At 68.7% G+C, this 16,154-nt stretch carries 7 protein-coding genes; all 7 read right to left on the reverse strand.

Annotated elements, in window-relative coordinates:
• Positions 1-40: 40 nt before the first annotated feature.
• The 7 genes from BKA10_RS10940 to recQ all read right to left on the reverse strand — a co-directional run bounded on the left by BKA10_RS10940 (position 41) and on the right by recQ (position 16,141).
• Positions 41-6,103: an Ig-like domain-containing protein gene (locus BKA10_RS10940; RefSeq protein WP_183499911.1), complete on the reverse strand. Its 6,063-nt coding sequence runs from the start codon at positions 6,101-6,103 to the stop codon at positions 41-43.
• A gap of 154 nt (positions 6,104-6,257) precedes the next feature.
• Positions 6,258-8,603, reverse strand: a complete 2,346-nt coding sequence (locus tag BKA10_RS10945) for an ATP-binding cassette domain-containing protein (RefSeq protein WP_183499912.1) — start codon at positions 8,601-8,603, stop codon at positions 6,258-6,260.
• A gap of 55 nt (positions 8,604-8,658) precedes the next feature.
• Positions 8,659-9,087 carry a TA system VapC family ribonuclease toxin gene (locus tag BKA10_RS10950; RefSeq protein ID WP_183499913.1) on the reverse strand — a complete coding sequence of 143 codons (429 nt, stop codon included), beginning with the start codon at positions 9,085-9,087 and terminating at the stop codon, positions 8,659-8,661.
• Positions 9,084-9,659 carry a DNA-3-methyladenine glycosylase I gene (locus BKA10_RS10955; protein WP_183499914.1) on the reverse strand — a complete coding sequence of 192 codons (576 nt, stop codon included), beginning with the start codon at positions 9,657-9,659 and terminating at the stop codon, positions 9,084-9,086. Before BKA10_RS10955 ends, BKA10_RS10950 begins: the two co-directional genes overlap by 4 nt.
• A gap of 223 nt (positions 9,660-9,882) precedes the next feature.
• The gene (locus tag BKA10_RS10960; protein WP_183499915.1) at positions 9,883-11,988 is read right to left on the reverse strand and encodes an acyl-CoA dehydrogenase family protein; all 2,106 of its coding nucleotides are present in this window, start codon (positions 11,986-11,988) and stop codon (positions 9,883-9,885) included.
• Positions 11,989-12,311: 323 nt separating this feature from the next.
• Complete coding sequence (locus BKA10_RS10965) at positions 12,312-14,000, reverse strand: formate--tetrahydrofolate ligase (protein WP_183499916.1); 1,689 nt, start codon at positions 13,998-14,000, stop codon at positions 12,312-12,314.
• Positions 14,001-14,092: 92 nt separating this feature from the next.
• A complete protein-coding gene (recQ, locus tag BKA10_RS10970) occupies positions 14,093-16,141 on the reverse strand; it encodes a DNA helicase RecQ (RefSeq protein ID WP_372491448.1) in 2,049 nt (682 codons plus the stop codon).
• Between the last annotated feature and the right edge of the window lie 13 nt (positions 16,142-16,154).

Below are 16,154 nucleotides of genomic sequence, written 5' to 3' on the forward strand. Positions count from 1 at the left end.
CCTTTGTCTTCTGTCGTCTGCTGTGGAGGGGATGCCGGTGCTACCAATTGGCATGCTCGGAGTTGCCCCACCCCTTGATGTTCACGTGCGCGTCGTTGCCGTCCGCGCCCAAATAGCACGTCAGATCGACCGTCCCATTGGCCGGGACGTTGAACGGCCCGTCGTAGTCGTTGAACTTCCGGCCGTTCGTGTAGCAGTCGATGCGGTAGCTTCCGGCGGGGAAGTTCTCGGTGTGCAGACGGAAGTAGTAGCAGCCGTTGACGCACCCGCTCTTAGGCGTGCCCTTGCTCAGCCACGCCCGCGGCTGGGGCGGCGGGGGCGCGTCCTGCGTCCTCGCCGAGGCGGAGTCCGAGGTGGTGGTGCTGCCGGCCGCGCTGGTGCGGACCTGAACGTTGAGCGTCGTGCTGTAGCCCACGTTCCTCGATCCACTGCCCGACGCTGCCACGGTCTTCCACGCGTCACCGCCGATCTTGATCTGGGTCGTGACGTCACGGCCGTTCTTCGCCGGGGAGGACCACGACCACGACACCGTCGTACCACTGGCCGACGCGGAGATCTTGGGGTTCCCGATCTGCCCGTAAGGCGCAACCGAGTTGGACGCCCCCGACGCCGGACTCGTGTAAGTGGCACCGTCGACGGTCGCGACCGCACGGATGCGGATCGTGTAGCTGCCGTTGTTATTGACCTGACCGTTGCCGATCGTGCCGCTGCCGTTGCCTCCCGAGACCCAGTCGCTGCGCCATCCGCCGGTGCCCACTGAGTACTGGTAGGTGACCTCGCCCGCGCTCGCACCACCGCGGTCGCCCGCGCTCCACGTCACTCCGACGGTGTTGTTGCCTTCCGTGGCCGAAACGCCGGTCGGCGCAGCGAGCTGCGTGAACCCGCGGCGCGGGGCCGATGCGGGGCTCCACTCGCCCCAGCCCGCCTTGTTCTGGGCGCGCACGCTGAATGTGTAGTTGGTCTCGGATGCCGCGACCACGACCGCCTGGGTGGTCTGGCCGGCCGCCACGTTCACCGTGTTGACCACCGTGGAGCCCTGCATGACTCGCAGCTGGTAACCCGAGATCGCGTCGCCGTTGTTCGCCGGCGCGTTCCACGAGGCCTGAAGCTGAGCCTGGCTGCCGACCGGCTCCAGTCGCGAGGTCGTCGGGGCGCCGGAGGCCGCGGGCGGTGCAGCAGGGATCTCGGCGGCGGACCACGGACTCCAGGCCGACGGCTCGGGCGCCCGGTTGTGCGCCTGGACGCGCACTGTATACGACGCGCCGTTCTCCAGACCCTCCCACTTCACGCTGTTGCCGGTCAGGCCGGTCTTCTGCACGACGCCCGAAGGAGGAGCCGGTGAGATCTCGAGCGTGAAGCTCTCGACGGGCGAGCCCTCCGTGGCCGGAGTCGCCCACGTGACATCGAGGCTGCGGTCGCCGAACTTCAGGCTCGGCGGCGCCGGCGTCTCGGGGCGCACATCGGGGCGGGCCGTCTCGGATGGCACCGACGGGTCGGAGGTTCCCACGCGGTTGGTCGCAGTGACCACGAAGTTGTACTCGACGTTGTTGGTCAGCCCGTCGAGTGTGCACGTGGTGGCCGCGCACTCCTTCGTGTAGTTGCCCGCCGTCGAGGCGACGGTATACCCGGTGATGGGGGTCCCGTTGTCGATCGGAGGGGTCCACGAGAGCACGACCTGGCGGCTCTGCACGCTCGACACAGTCGGCTTGCCCGGCGCGTCGGGGCGCCCCTGCACGGTGATGCGGATGTGACCGTCGACCTCGCGGTCGCTGTCGGCAGTCGCGTCCTGGATGCGGTAGCGCACCACGACCGTGCCGACGAATGTCGAGCTGCTCGTCACCTCGACGTGGTCGCCGGCGATCACCGCGTTGGCATCTCCGGTCTCCGTGCCCGCCCAGACGACCTTCAGCGGGGTGTCCGGGAACGGGTTCACGTCGTTGGCGAGCACCGGCACGCTGATGGTCTCACCCTGATCGGCCTCTTCGATGACGTCGTCGTTCGCGCTGGCCAGCTCGCGCGTCGACGCGGTCACGGTGACGGTGATGTCGGCGGTGACGGGGTCGGCCTCGCCGTCGCTCACACTCACGCGCAACGGAACCTGCGTGCCCTTGGGCGTATCGGTCTCGGCCGAGACGCTGAGGACGTTCCCGTCGACCGATGCGGACATGCCATCGGGCGCGCTGCCGGCCAGATCGAAGGTGAGGGTGTCCTCCGGGTCGGGGTCGGTGGCCAGCGCCGACAGGTCGAGCGTGGACGCGTCTTCGCCCGGGGCCACGCTGATCGCTGCGCCGACGAGCGTCGGCGGCACGTTGTCGGGCGGTGTCACGGTGATCGGGATCGTGAGCGTCGCCTTGCGGCCGTCGGGATCGTCGGGTCCGTTGCCGTCCGTCACCTCGAACGTGATCGCGTCCTGACCGTGGTAGCGATCGGCCGAGGTGTAGACAAGCGTCTGCTGGTCCTGGACGAGGCTGTCGCCGTTGGAATGGGATGCCGAGACCTTGGCGGCTTCGGTGATGACCACGTCGCGGCGCCCGGCGGCCTGGACGTACTCCGACAGCGGCAGCTCGATCGTCTCACCGCTCTTGACCTCCACCGCGGCGGTGGACAGCAGACTCGGCGGCAGCGACGTGAGCGCCGGGACGTGGATGAACGCCGTCGCGGTCTGGCCGTCGACATCGGTCACTGTATAGCTGATGAGCTGGCGCTCGTCGGTGAGCGTCACCCGCACGACGCCGTCGGCACGTACGGCGGCGTCTGCTCCGCCGGTGCCGAGCGAGATGTCCAGCGCGCTCTTGGTGCCGTCGGGGTCGTCGTCGTTCTCGAGCACGGAGACGTCGGCGACGCCGTCCTCGTTCACGTCCTCCGAACGGACGCGATCGTCGCGGGCGATCGGCTTCAGAAGCGGCACGTCCTCGTCCACCGTGATCTGCACCGACGTGGTGGCCCGGAGCCCGCGCTCGTCCTCGATCGTGTACTGGACGCTGGTGTTCATCTCAGAGTCCGGCGACGTGATCAGGAGATACTCGCCTGAGACCTTCGCATCCAGCCCCTCGACATCGGCCACCTCGACCGCGTTGGCGGCGAAGCCGAACAGGTCGCCGTCAGGATCCGAGTCGTTCACCAGAACGGGAAGGGCGACCTCGCGACCGGGACGCATCACGACCGAATCGCGCACGGCGTATGGCGCCTGGTTGGTGGTGGCGGCGGGCGCGATACCGACCTGGATCGTCGCGGTGCCTTCCTTGCCGAGGCGATCACGCACACGGTAGGTGAACGTGTCCACGCCGATGGAGTCCCCGAACGCCTCGTACGTGAAGCTGTCGGCACCGGTCTCGGTGATACGGCCCTTCGCGGGGGCCGACGCGATCCCGACGAGTTCGACCGAGTCGCCATCCTCGTCGATGCCGTCGAGCTCCACCGGAATGGTCACCTTCGACCCGGCGAGCGTGCGTGAGGTGACATCGCGCGGCCGCGGCGCCGCGTTGGTGTCGTCGGTGAGGGGAAGGATCTGGATGGTGACATATCCGGCGTCGCGCTGCCCCGTCGAATCCTCGACCTCGTACGTCGCGTACACCGTCTTGGGTTCGTCGCCGGCACGGAAGCGCAGAGTGTCCTCCGAGATGACCATCTCACCGTCGGCGTCATCCGGCAGCGGCGGAACCAGCTCCGGAGCGACATGGATGGTGTCGCCGTTGGGGTGGTAGTCGTTGTCGAGCACCGGAATGGTGACGACGTCGCCGGCACGCACGACAGCCTGGTCGTCGTTCGCCACCGGCGGGCGCAACCGGTCCGGTGCCGGCACCGGGATCACGACGATCTCGCCCTGGGCCTGCTGCGCCCCGTTGGAGATCGTGTACGTGACGCGAATCTGCTGGGTGAGCGTGCCCTGGTCACTGATGCGCACGGTTTCGTGACCCAGGACTGCCGCCGCGACACCGCCGCCGTCTTCGACCGAGACCGACTGCACGACCAGAATCCCACCGGACGGGTCGGTGTCGTTGGACAGCACGTTGACCAGGACCTCATCACCGGTGGGCAGCAGTGCCACGTCGCGCACGGCGATGGGTGGCAGGTTGCTCTCGCCTTCGGGCAGGACGTCCACCCGCACCAGTCCCGGAACCGAGTTGGCGCCGGCAGAGGCCAGATACTGCACGTAGTAGGTGCCGACCTTGTCGGACACGAAGCTGAAGGTCTTGTCGGCGAAGTCGGGGGTGATCGTGGCGCCGTCGACCTCATCGACGCGCGTCAACCGCAGCGGCTCGCGCCCTGAGCTGGTGTCGTTGGCCAGCGGGGAGACGGATACGGCCCGGTCGACACGGGTGACGACATGGTCGGAGTTGGTGATGGGCACAGTGCTGCCCAGCGGGCGGATGTCGTAGCGCGCGATGCCGGCACCGTCGTCGGTGCCGTCCGACATCACGATCGGCACATCCTTGCGCCCCTGCATACCGCCGATCGCGCGATAGGTGATCTGGCCGTCCGACGTGAAGTCGGCCTCGTCGCCGCCGTCGGGCACGACCGACTTGAGGAAGATGTCGTCGCCGTCGGGGTCGATCCAGTCAGGCAGCACGTTGTACGACGCGGTGCCGCCGGTCTCGACTGTGACGGGAGTCTTGCGCTGCTGGACGGGAGCGGCGTTCGTCTCCCAGCCGTGGACGGCGAGAGACACCTTGGCCGTGGCCTCGCCGCCGCGGCCGTCTTCCACCGTGTAGGTGAACGACGTCGCGCCGGTCTGATCCTCGTCGATCGCGATCTGCAGTGCCGCGCCGTTGTGGATGGGCTCGACCGTGCCGAAGCTCGGCTCGGTCTTGACCGAGGCGACGAGCACGTCGCCGTCGGCGTCGGTGTCGTTGGAGAGGATCGGAAGCACCGTGGTCCGGCCGGGGCGCACGCCGAAGGTGTCGTCCTCGGCCAGCGGCGGGGTGTTCTTGTCGGTGCGCTCGGGGAGGGTGGTCTGCACCGTCTCCTCGGTGGTCTCCTCCTCTTCGTCGCCCTCACCCTCGGGCGGGGTGAGGTCGAGCCAGTTGTCCACCCGCTGCATGCTGTCGCTGGCCATCCAGGCGGCGCCGCCGACCACGTCGTTGAGCACCACGACGTCACGATTGACACGGAACTGCAGCACGCTGGTCGGTTCGATGCCCTCCACCGCCTGCACCAGATCGTCCTTCTCGCCCGGGCAGTCGCGCACGAACTGGCCCGAGCCCGACCATGCGCCGTAGGCGCAGCCGCCGACGTGCACGGGCTCTGCCGCCGTGCCTTCACCGTCGACGGCCACCGTGGAGACCTCGCCATCGCTGGACACTCGGATGAGTCCGTCGGCGGCGCTCAAGGTCACGGCGTCCGTGACGTCGGACGGCAGCTGGAGCACAGCCCCAGCCGGGACTTGGGCGCGAGAGCCATCGCTGCCGTACAGCGTGTTCGTATCGGCGTCCAGCACGTAGGCCGTCTGCCCGACGGCACTCACCGTCAGTTCATCGCGCTCGTCGACGCCCTCCAGAGCATGCTCGGACTGCTGCTGGATCTCTCCATCGTCGCCGGAGCGGGAGTAGGTGTACAGGTGTGCGGTCTCCGGCGACACGGCGTACACGGTGCCGTCCGTGCCCACCGTCGCTTTGGCCCCCTCGCCCAGCTCGCCGATCGGGTCGAACGCATCTGGCGCGAACGAACCCACCGACGTGAACGGCAGCGCCCACAGCATGCCCGATGCGTCGACGATGGCGACGTTGCCGCCGCCCATCGTGATCTGCGCCCCGGGTGGCAGGTCGGCGCTGTCGGCCAGCAGGACGCGGGCAGGATCGATGGCCGTAGCCGAGGATTCCTGCGTGTCGACGACGAGGACCTGCGCACCCGCCTGCAGGATGTCGTACTCGCTCGAGGTCGCCCGCAGCCCGCCGTCGAGCACGCTCGACTCGTGGTTCAGGTGCCCCACCAGAAGGCTCGACTGCTTCGTCACCCAGACGCCGCCGTCGTGGAGGTCGAGCTCGGTGGTGGGCTTACCCTCGTAGACGAGGGCCAATGTGCCCAGCGCCACGGCCGCGACCGACACTGCACCGATGGACGCCAGGGTGCGCGGGCGCGCTCGAAGCCACGCGAATGACGTCATGAGGGCTCGGCTCGCTTTCTTGTTGGCGTCTTGCGTGGCTCGGGAACTGATCGCTGAATCAGTCGCTCACATGGGGGGACGTGAAGACAGAATACGTGGGCTTCCTGAAAAGTGCCGCCCTCGGGTGTGGGGAGAACTCCCCATCCGCGTCGACTCAGCCCCCGACATACGCCCGTAGATGCTGTGCGGTGAGCGTCTCGCCGCGGGCGACGAGGTCGGCTGGAGTGCCTTCGAAGACGACCTTCCCGCCGTCGTGGCCGGCTCCGGGGCCGAGGTCGATGATCCAGTCGGCGTGCGCCATCACCGCCTGGTGGTGCTCGATGACGATGACCGAGTTCCCGGCATCCACGAGTCGATCCAGCAGTGCCAGCATGTTGTCGACATCCGCGAGGTGCAGCCCCGTGGTGGGCTCGTCGAGCACATAGACCGCGCCCTTCTTCGACATCGAGATCGCGAGCTTGAGCCGTTGCCGCTCGCCGCCGGACAGCGTGTTGAGCGACTGACCGAGCGTGAGGTAGCCCAGGCCCACGTCGACCATGCGGGCCAGCGTCGTGTGCGCCGGTCCCTTCGTGATGAAATCGGCCGCCTCAGCGGCGGACATGGCCAGCACCTCGGCGATGTTCTTGCCGTCCAGGCGGTACTCCAGCACCGTGTCGCTGAACCCCGACCCGTCGCACAGGTCGCACAGGGTCTCGACGGTCTGGGTGAACCCGAGGTTCGTGATGATCACACCGAGCCCTTTGCAGGCGGGGCAGGCACCCTCGGAATTCGCGCTGAACAGGCCGGGCTTCACGCCGTTCGCCTTCGCGAACGCGGTGCGGATCGCATCGAGGACGCCGGTGTAGGTCGCCGGGCTCGACCTGCGGTTGCCCTTGATGGGTGCCTGATCGACGATGATCACATCGTCGACGCCGGTCAGATTGCCGTGGATCAGCGACGACTTGCCCGAACCGGCGACGCCGGTGACGACGGTCAGGATGCCGAGCGGGATGTCGACGTCCGCGTTCTGCAGGTTGTGCTGGTTCGCGCCACGGATGGGATGGATGCCGGTGCCGGCACGCACGGCGGGCTTCAGCTGTGCGCGGTGGTCGAAGAAGCGCCCGGTGATCGTGTCGGAGGTCCGCAGCCCTGCGACGTCGCCGGCGAACATGATCTCGCCACCGGCGCGCCCGGCGCCGGGCCCCAGGTCGATGACGTGGTCGGCGATCTCGATGACCTCGGGCTTGTGTTCGACCACGAGCACCGTGTTGCCCTTATCGCGCAGGAGGACGAGCAGATCGTTCATGCGCTGGATGTCATGCGGATGAAGCCCCGCCGTGGGCTCGTCGAACACGTAGGTGATGTCGGTGAGCGACGAGCCGAGGTGGCGGATCATCTTGATGCGCTGCGACTCACCGCCCGACAGGGTGCCGCTCGCGCGGTCGAGCGAGAGGTAGCCCAGGCCGATCTCGAGGAACGAGGTGACCGTCTGCCGCAGGCCCGACATGAGCGGCGCGACCTCCGGGTCGTCGACGGTGCCGAGCCACGTCGCGAGATCGCTGATCTGCATCGCGGCGGCATCCGCGATCGACACGCCCTTGATCTTCGACGAACGCGCCCCCTCGTTCAGCCGGGTGCCGCCGCAGTCGGGGCAGGGCATGAACTTCACGGCGCGGTCGACGAACGCGCGGATGCCCGGCTGCATCGCGTCGCGGTCCTTCTGCAGCAACGACTTGGTGATCTTGGGCACGAGGCCCTCGTAGGTCATGTTCATGCCCGCGACCTTGATCTTCGTGGGCTCCCTGTAGAGAAAGTCGTGCAACTCCTGCTCGGTGTAGCCGGAGATCGGCTTGTCGGGGTCCATGAGCCCCGATTCGCTGAAGCCCTTCACCATCCAGCCGCCGGTGTTGTAGCCGGGAATGGTGATGGCGCCGTCGTTGAGCGACTTCGTGCGGTCGAACAGCTCATCCAGGTCGACGTCGCTGACCTCGCCGAGGCCCTCGCAGCGGGGGCACATGCCGCCGGTCACCGTGAACGACCGGCGTTCTTTGACCTTCTCGCCGCCCTTCTCGAAGGTGACCGCGCCGGCACCCGACACCGAGGGGACGTTGAACGAGAACGCCTGCGGCGAGCCCACGTGCGGCTGCCCGATGCGGCTGAACAGCAGCCGCAGCATGGCGTGGACGTCGGTGGCGGTGCCGACGGTCGAGCGGGAGTTGGCGCCCATGCGCTCCTGGTCGACGAGGATCGCCGGACTGATGTTGTGCAGGGCGTCGACGTCGGGACGCCCGAGCTGGCCCATGAACTGCTGCACGAAGGTGGGGTAGGTCTCGTTGATGAGCCGCTGCGACTCGTTCGCGATGGTCGCGAAAACGAGGCTCGATTTGCCCGAGCCGCTGACACCGGTGAAGACGGTGAGCCGGCGCTTGGGGATGGCGACGTCGATGTTCTTGAGGTTGTTCTCCCGGGCGCCGGTGACGACGATCCGGTCGTGCGTGTCGGCGATGTGCTGTTCGGCCATGGGAGTCAGTCTGCCGTCATCTGCGGGCGGAATGTGTCCTCATTCCGGGCCGCGCTCACGGGATGGTGAAGACGACTTTCGATCCGGACGGTACGGCCGTGGTGACCATGCGGGTGTCGAACGTGGCCAGCAGAACGTCGTGCGACGCGGCGAGGTGCAGGAGATAGGTGTCGCTCACCTGCGAGCTGGCCAGCAGCCGCTCGGTGTGCACCGAGCTGTCGAGCAGGCTGACCGAGTCGGGCAGGAAGACATGCCCGTCCTGCGCCGCGAGGCTGGCCAGACTTGCCAGCACGACCGGCGCGGGCTGGGTGTTCGGGTATTTCGGGTGGCTCACCACGCGGACGACGCCGTTCTGGACGAGCGGGCAGGTATGCCAGGGAGCACCGGCGCGCGAGGCGAACCAGGCGTGTGCGCGGTCGTGATGGATGTGGAGCGGATCGATCAGGGCGATCACCGCGTTGACGTCGAGCAGGTGGCCGCTCAACCGTCGGCGCGATGGCAGCCGGTGAGGTGGTCGTCGACCATGCCGGCCGACTGCATGAGCGCATACATCGTGGTGGAGCCGACGAACCGGAACCCCGCCTTGCGCAGGGCCTTGCTCATCGCGTCCGAGTCGCCGGTGGTGGCGGGAACGTCGGCGAAGGATGCCGGGCGCCGGCGCTTCTCGGTGGGCGCGAACGACCACATCAGGGCGTCGAGGGCACCCGGCTCCATCTCGGTGACCAGCTGCGCGTTGGAGATCGTGGCGAGGATCTTGGCGCGGTTGCGGATGATCCCGGCATCCATCATCAGACGCGCGACGTCGGATGCGCCGTACCCGGCGACCACGGCGGGGTCGAACCCGTGGAACACCTCTCGGAAGCGCGGCCGCTTGCGCAGGATGGTGATCCAGCTCAACCCGGCCTGGAACCCCTCGAGGGCCATCTTCTCGAACAGTGCACGGTCGCCGTGGAGTGCGCGCCCCCACTCCTCGTCGTGATAGCGCATGTACTCGGGGTCGTCGCCGACCCATGCGCAGCGCGCGACGCCGTCGGTTCCTATGCGGAGGTCACTCACGCCCTCACCTTAGAAGAGACCTCCGACGGCGGTGCGGAAAGGAGAAATGGGGCCGCGCGCCCGTAGCGCGGCCCCAGGAAGGCGTGGGCTTGCCCGCAGAAGCCGAACGGCGGGCAGGCGCCTCATGGTGCCTTCATAGAGGTAATGTCCGCACGATGCGATTCCTGACGCACAGATCTCGCATCGTTACCATTCCGTGACATTCACGCCGTCAGGCCCGGGATCACTTCTTCTTCAGTGACTTCTCCGAGACCGGGGCATCGCCTGCCTCGGCCCGGGCGGCGAAGTAGGCCCGAGCCTCGTCCTGGCGCTCGCGCTCACCGCCGAGCGCGATGGGCGCACGGACGTGCTCGGGCTCGAATCCGAAGGCGTCGACGAGGTCCTGCGCGTGCGGGCGCAGCCGCGCGCCGAGCCGGTCGATGTACCGCGAGACGGCCGCGGCGCGCTGGGTCGAAAGGCGCCCGTTGATCAGGTACCAGGCCAGGTGGTTCTCGATCAGGTGCAGCCCGAAAAGGTCGCGCAGCCAGATCAGCACCTGCCGGGTGTCATCGTCCTCGATGGCGTTGACGCCGTCGGTGAAGGCCTCCCATTGCAGCAGTTGGCCGTGCGCGCGGGCGGCTTCGATGAGTTCGGTCTGGTGCTCGTTGAACAGCGCCGCGGCATCGGCGGCGGGGAGCTTGGATGCCGGGCGCACCGCCCCCGCGATGTCGGAGACCATCTGCTCGACGCGCCCCGCGAGCAGTTCGTGCTGCTGGTCGGCGCGCAGTCCGAGCTCGACCGAACGAGCGGTGGAGCCCAGGTCCGCCACCGCCTGCCCGAACTGCCGGAGCCCCGCGCCGTGGAAGATCTTGCCCGCGGTCTGGCCGAGGGCGAACTTGGCCAGCTTCGCGGCATCCGCCCCCTTGAACTGCTTTGCGAAGTCCGACAGCAGCCGCTTTCCGACCAGCTGCAGCAGGACGTTGTTGTCGCCCTCGAAGGTGACGTAGACGTCGAGGTCGCTGCGCAGCCCGGTGAACCGGTTCTCGGCGATGAAGCCGGCGCCGCCGCATGCTTCACGGGCTTCCTGGATGGTATCGAGCGCGTTCCAGGTCGACAGCGGCTTGAGCGCTGCGGCGAGGGTTTCGAGATCTTCGCGCTCGGCCGGCGTGTCGTGGGTGCCGCCGAAGACGCCGTCGAACTTGCGCAGCAGCTCGTCGTGAGAGAAAAACTGCGCGTAGGTCTGTGCGAGGCGCGGCAGCAGGCGGCGCTGGTGCTTGCCGTAGTCGAGCAGCACGACCTCCTCGGTGCCGGCACCCGAGTCGAACTGGCGGCGCTGGTTGCCGTACGTGATCGCGATGTGCAGCGCCAGGGCGGTGGCCGTGGTCGAGGCGCCGTCGAGCGACACGCGACCTTGAACCAGGGCGCCGAGCATCGTGAAGAACCGGCGGCCGGGGCTGGCGATGTCGCTCGAATAGGTGCCGTCGGCGGCGACATCGCCGTACCGGTTGAGCAGGTTGAACCGCGGGATGCGCACGTGGTCGAACGCGAGACGACCGTTGTCGATGCCGTTGAGACCGCCCTTGACGCCGTCGTCCTCGCTGGTGATGCCCGGCAGGTTCTGTCCGTTCTCGTCGCGGATCGGCACGAAGAAGCAGTGCACGCCGTAGTTGACACCGCCGGTGATCAGCTGAGCGAACACCGTGGCCGCCCGGCCGTGCAGGGCCGCGTTGCCGAGGTACTCCTTGGTCGCCGCGCGGAACGGCGTGTGGATCACGAACTCCTCGGTCGCAGCGTCGTAGGTGGCCGTGGTGCCGAGGGCGGCGACGTCGGAGCCGTGGCCCATCTCGGTCATCGCGAATGCGCCCGGCAGGTCCATGTTCATGACGTCGCGCAGCCACGCCTCGTGGTGCTGGGCGGTGCCCAGCTGGTGGATGGCCGAGCCGAACAGGCCCCACTGCACGCCGCCCTTGATCTGCATGCTGGGGTCGGCCAGCACCAGTTCTTCGAAGCCGGCGAGGTTCGCACCGTCGTTGGCCTGGCCGCCGTACTCCTTCGGGTAGGCGCGGCCGGAGGCGCCCTTCTCGGCGAGGAGCCGCAGCTGGCTGAGGGTGCGCTCGCGGTGCTCGGCCATCGGCTGGCCTTCGACACGCCAGAACACCGGGTCCTTGATCATCTCGCGTGCCTCACGGCGGGTGGCGGCCCACGTTCCCAGCAGCAGATCGGTCACAGCCGGGATGTCGATGCGCGCCTCGTGCGCCTCGGCTGCGGTGTGCGCAGCGGTCGGGGCGCCGCCGGCGGGCGTGCGCTTGTTCATTGCGGGCTTCTTGGGGCGGACGACGGTGTCGGTCATGGGGCGGCATCCTTCGCAGAGACGGACAGGGAAGTTCGGTATCGACGGTAGGAGTTCTACAAGATGGCGCCAAGACGTATGGCGTGCTTCCACAATCGACGCGGTCCGATTCGCGTTGACGGGTTGTACACGACACACAGACCGCGCCGGTGACGGGTGGTCGCGGGCCGACGCCCGGCGGCCGGGTGCGGTATCGGGTCGGCCGTGTCTCGCCTCGTGCTCCGCCGGTCAGGCGGCGCGCCAGTGGGGTCTGGGGGTCCCATGCCCATTTCCAGGTCGCTTTGGAGACGAGGGCCACCGGTGGTGTGGTGCCGAGGTCGGACTCAGAACAGACCGGTGATACGGCCGTCGTCGGTCACGTCGATCGACTCGGCAGCGGGCACCTGTGGCAAGCCGGGCATCGTCATGATCGTGCCGCACACCAGCACCACGAACTCGGCGCCGGCGGCCAGCCGCACTTCGCGGATGTCGACGTGGTGGCCCGTGGGAGCTCCGCGCAGGGCCACGTCGGTCGAGAACGAGTACTGCGTCTTGGCGATGCACACCGGCAGGTGGCCGTACCCGTCCTGCTGCAGCCGCTTGAGCTGATCCCGCACCGCAGTGGATGCCGTGATGCCGGCCGCGCCGTAGATCTTGGTGGCGATGGCTTTGGCCTTGTCCCAGAGGGAGGCGTCGTCGGGGTATGTGAACTGCAGATCGGAGACCCCGGCATCCACCCCCTCATTCAATTCGGCGAGCACGGCACGCGCGAGATCCTCGGCACCGGCCCCACCCTCGGTGAAGTGGCGGGCGGGCACCGCAGTGACGCCGAGCCGGGCTGCTCCTGCGATGAGCGCGTCGATCTCTGCCGGGGCGTCCTCGACGCGCTGGTTGATGGCCACGACGCAGGGTAGCCCGAACACCTCGCGCACGATGTGGATGTGCCGTTCGAGGTTCACGAGGCCGCGCTCGAGGGCGGGCACGTCCTCGGTCGCCAGGTCGGCGACGGCGACGCCGCCGTGGTACTTCATCGCTCGGACGGTGGCGACGATCACGGCGGCGCTGGGTCGTAGCCCCGAGGTACGGCAGAGGATGTCGACGAACTTCTCGGCCCCGAGATCGGCGCCGAATCCCGCCTCGGTGATCACGTAGTCGGCCAGGCGCAGCGCCGACCCTGTCGCCATGAGCGAGTTGCAGCCGTGGGCGATGTTCGCGAACGGGCCGCCGTGGACGAACGCGGGCGTGTGCTCCAGGGTCTGCACGAGGTTGGGGGCGAGCGCGTCCCGGAGCAGCGCGGCCATCGCGCCGTGCGCGTTCAGGTCGCTCGCGCGCACCGGCAGCCGATCGCGCGTGTATGCCACGACGATGCGGCCCAGCCGCTGCTTGAGGTCGCCGAGGCTGGTCGCCAGGCAGAAGATCGCCATCACCTCGCTGGCGACGACGATGTCGAAGCCCGTCTCGCGCGGGTATCCGTTGCCGGTGCCGCCGAGCCCGGCGACGATGTCGCGCAGCGCGCGGTCGTTGACGTCGAGCACGCGGCGCCAACTGACCCGGCGCACGTCGATGCCGAGAGCATTGCCGTGGTGGATGTGGTTGTCGATCATCGCGGCGAGCAGGTTGGTGGCGACGCCGATCGCCGCGAAATCGCCGGTGAAGTGCAGGTTGATGTCCTCCATCGGCACGACCTGCGCGTAGCCACCGCCGGCCGCGCCGCCCTTCATGCCGAACACCGGCCCGAGCGCAGGTTCGCGCAGGCAGATCATCGCCTTCTCGCCGAGCCGGGTGAGGGCGTCGCCGAGGCCGACGGTGGTCGTGGTCTTGCCCTCACCAGCCGGGGTGGGCGACACGGCGGTCATCAGGATGAGCCTGCCCTGCCGCCGGTCGGCCAGGCTTGCGAGATACGGGAGAGCGACCTTGCCCTTGAATCGGCCATACGGCACGACGACGTCTTCGGGGATGCCGAGGCCTTCGGCGACCCGGGTGATCGGCCACAGGTCGGCCTGCTGTGCGATCTCGATGCTGCTGATGGTCACGTCCGCCCCTGCCCGCGGGCGCCGTCGCCCGCTCCGATCAGCCTATGCGGGTCGTCCCAATCAGAACGGTGCACTGATGCAGACTGCCGGCCTCACCCCGCAGTGATCACCGCCAGCACCGCCTCGCCGTAGGCGTCGCGCTTCTTGGCGCCGATGCCGGTGATGCCGTCGAGGTCGGCGAGCGTCGCCGGGCGGTGCTCGGCGAGCGCCCGCAGCGTCGCATCACCGAACACGATGTACGCGGGCACGCCCTGCTCCTTGGCCGTCGCGGCGCGCCAGGCCCGCAGCTGCTCGAAGAGATCGCGGTCGCCTTCGGGCAGCGCATCGGATGCCGCGGCCTTTCGCGCGCGCGCCGTGCCGCCGCCGCGGCCGAGAACGTCGCGCCGCAATGGCACTTCGGCCTCGCCGCGCAGCACCGCCGCGCCCTCGTCGCCGACTGCCAGCACGCCGTACTCGCCACGGGCGACGAGGATGCCATGTGCCAGCAGCTGCCGCACCACCGAGCGCCAGTCCTGATCGGACATGTCGGACCCGAGTCCGTAGGTCGCGAGCTTGTCATGGCCCTGCTGGCGGATGCGCTCGGTCGACGCACCGCGCAGGATGTCGATGAGGTGCCCGGCACCGAATGCCTGGTTCCGTTCGCGCTGCAGCCGGACGATCGTCGACAGCAGCTTCTGCGCGGCGACGGTGCCGTCGAACGTGTCGGGCTTGGTCAGGCAGGTGTCGCAGTTGCCGCAGGGACCGGAGTCCTGACCGAAGTAGCCGAGGAGGTTCTGCCGCCGGCATCCCACCGTCTCACACAGGGCGAGCATCGCATCGAGGTGCTGCCCCATCCTCATCTTGTAGGTGCGGTCGCCGGGCGACTGGTCGATCAGCCGGCGCTGTTGCACGACGTCGCCCAGGCCGTACGCCATCCACGCGATGGCCGGGTCGCCATCGCGACCCGCGCGACCGGTCTCCTGGTAGTACCCCTCGACCGACTTCGGCAGATCGATATGGGCGACGAACCGGACGTCGGGCTTGTCGATGCCCATGCCGAACGCGATCGTGGCGACCATGACCACGCCGTCGTCGCGCAGGAACCGGGACTGGTTCGCCGCCCGCACCTCGGCGGGAAGGCCCGCGTGGTACGGCAGCGCGTCGATGCCCTGTGCCTGCAGGTGGGTCGCCGTCTGCTCGACAGATTTGCGACTCAGCGCGTAGACGATGCCGGCCGACCGCTCGGGCTGCGCGCGGATGAACTGCACCAGCTGCCGGCGCGGGTCGACCTTGGGCTCGATGCGGTACTGGATGTTCGGCCGGTCGAAGCTGGCCACGAAGTGCCGGGCGTCCGGCAGATGCAGCCGCTCGGTGAGCTCGGTGTGGGTTGCACGGGTCGCCGTCGCGGTGAGCGCCATGCGCGGCACCCCGGGAAACCGCTCGTCGAGGTCGCCGAGAGCGAGATAGTCGGGCCGGAAGTCGTGGCCCCATTGCGACACGCAGTGGGCCTCGTCGATCGCGATGACGCTGAGCTGGGCCCGCTGAAGCAGCCGGGTGGTGGCCGCGTTCGACAGCCGCTCGGGCGCGACGTAGATCAGGTCGAGTTCACCGGCCAGCAGCGCCTGCTCGACGCCGGCCCGCTCGCCTGCCGACTGCGTCGAGTTCAGATATGCGGCCCGCACGCCGTTGGCCACGAGCGCATCGACTTGGTCGTGCATGAGGGCGATCAGCGGCGAGACGACGAGGCCGGTGCCGGGGCGCACGAGGGCCGGCACCTGGTAGGTGATCGATTTGCCGGCGCCGGTGGGCATGAGCACGACGGCGTCGCCGCCCGCGATGACATGCTCGACGATGTCGCCCTGGTCGCCGCGGAACGCGTCGTAGCCGAAGACCTCCGCCAGGACGGCGACGGGATCGGCTCCGGCATGGTCGCGCTTGTCGAGGGTGAGGACGGATGCCGCGACCGCGGCCGCAGCGGTCTGTGCTGCGTAGACGGGCGCAGACGCGGGCACGGTGTGCGTGGCCCGGGCGATCGCACCGGCGTACCCGTCGAATGCGGGATCGGGCGGAGGCGGTGAGTCGTCGTCGTCGGGCGGGACGAGTTCGTCGGCGTCCCAGGGGACGTCAGCGTAGGGGTCGTCGCTCCGGCTGCCGTCAGTCACCCGGTCCACGATA

Origin of the sequence: Microbacterium invictum, assembly GCF_014197265.1 — a bacterium.
Lineage (GTDB): Bacteria > Actinomycetota > Actinomycetes > Actinomycetales > Microbacteriaceae > Microbacterium > Microbacterium invictum.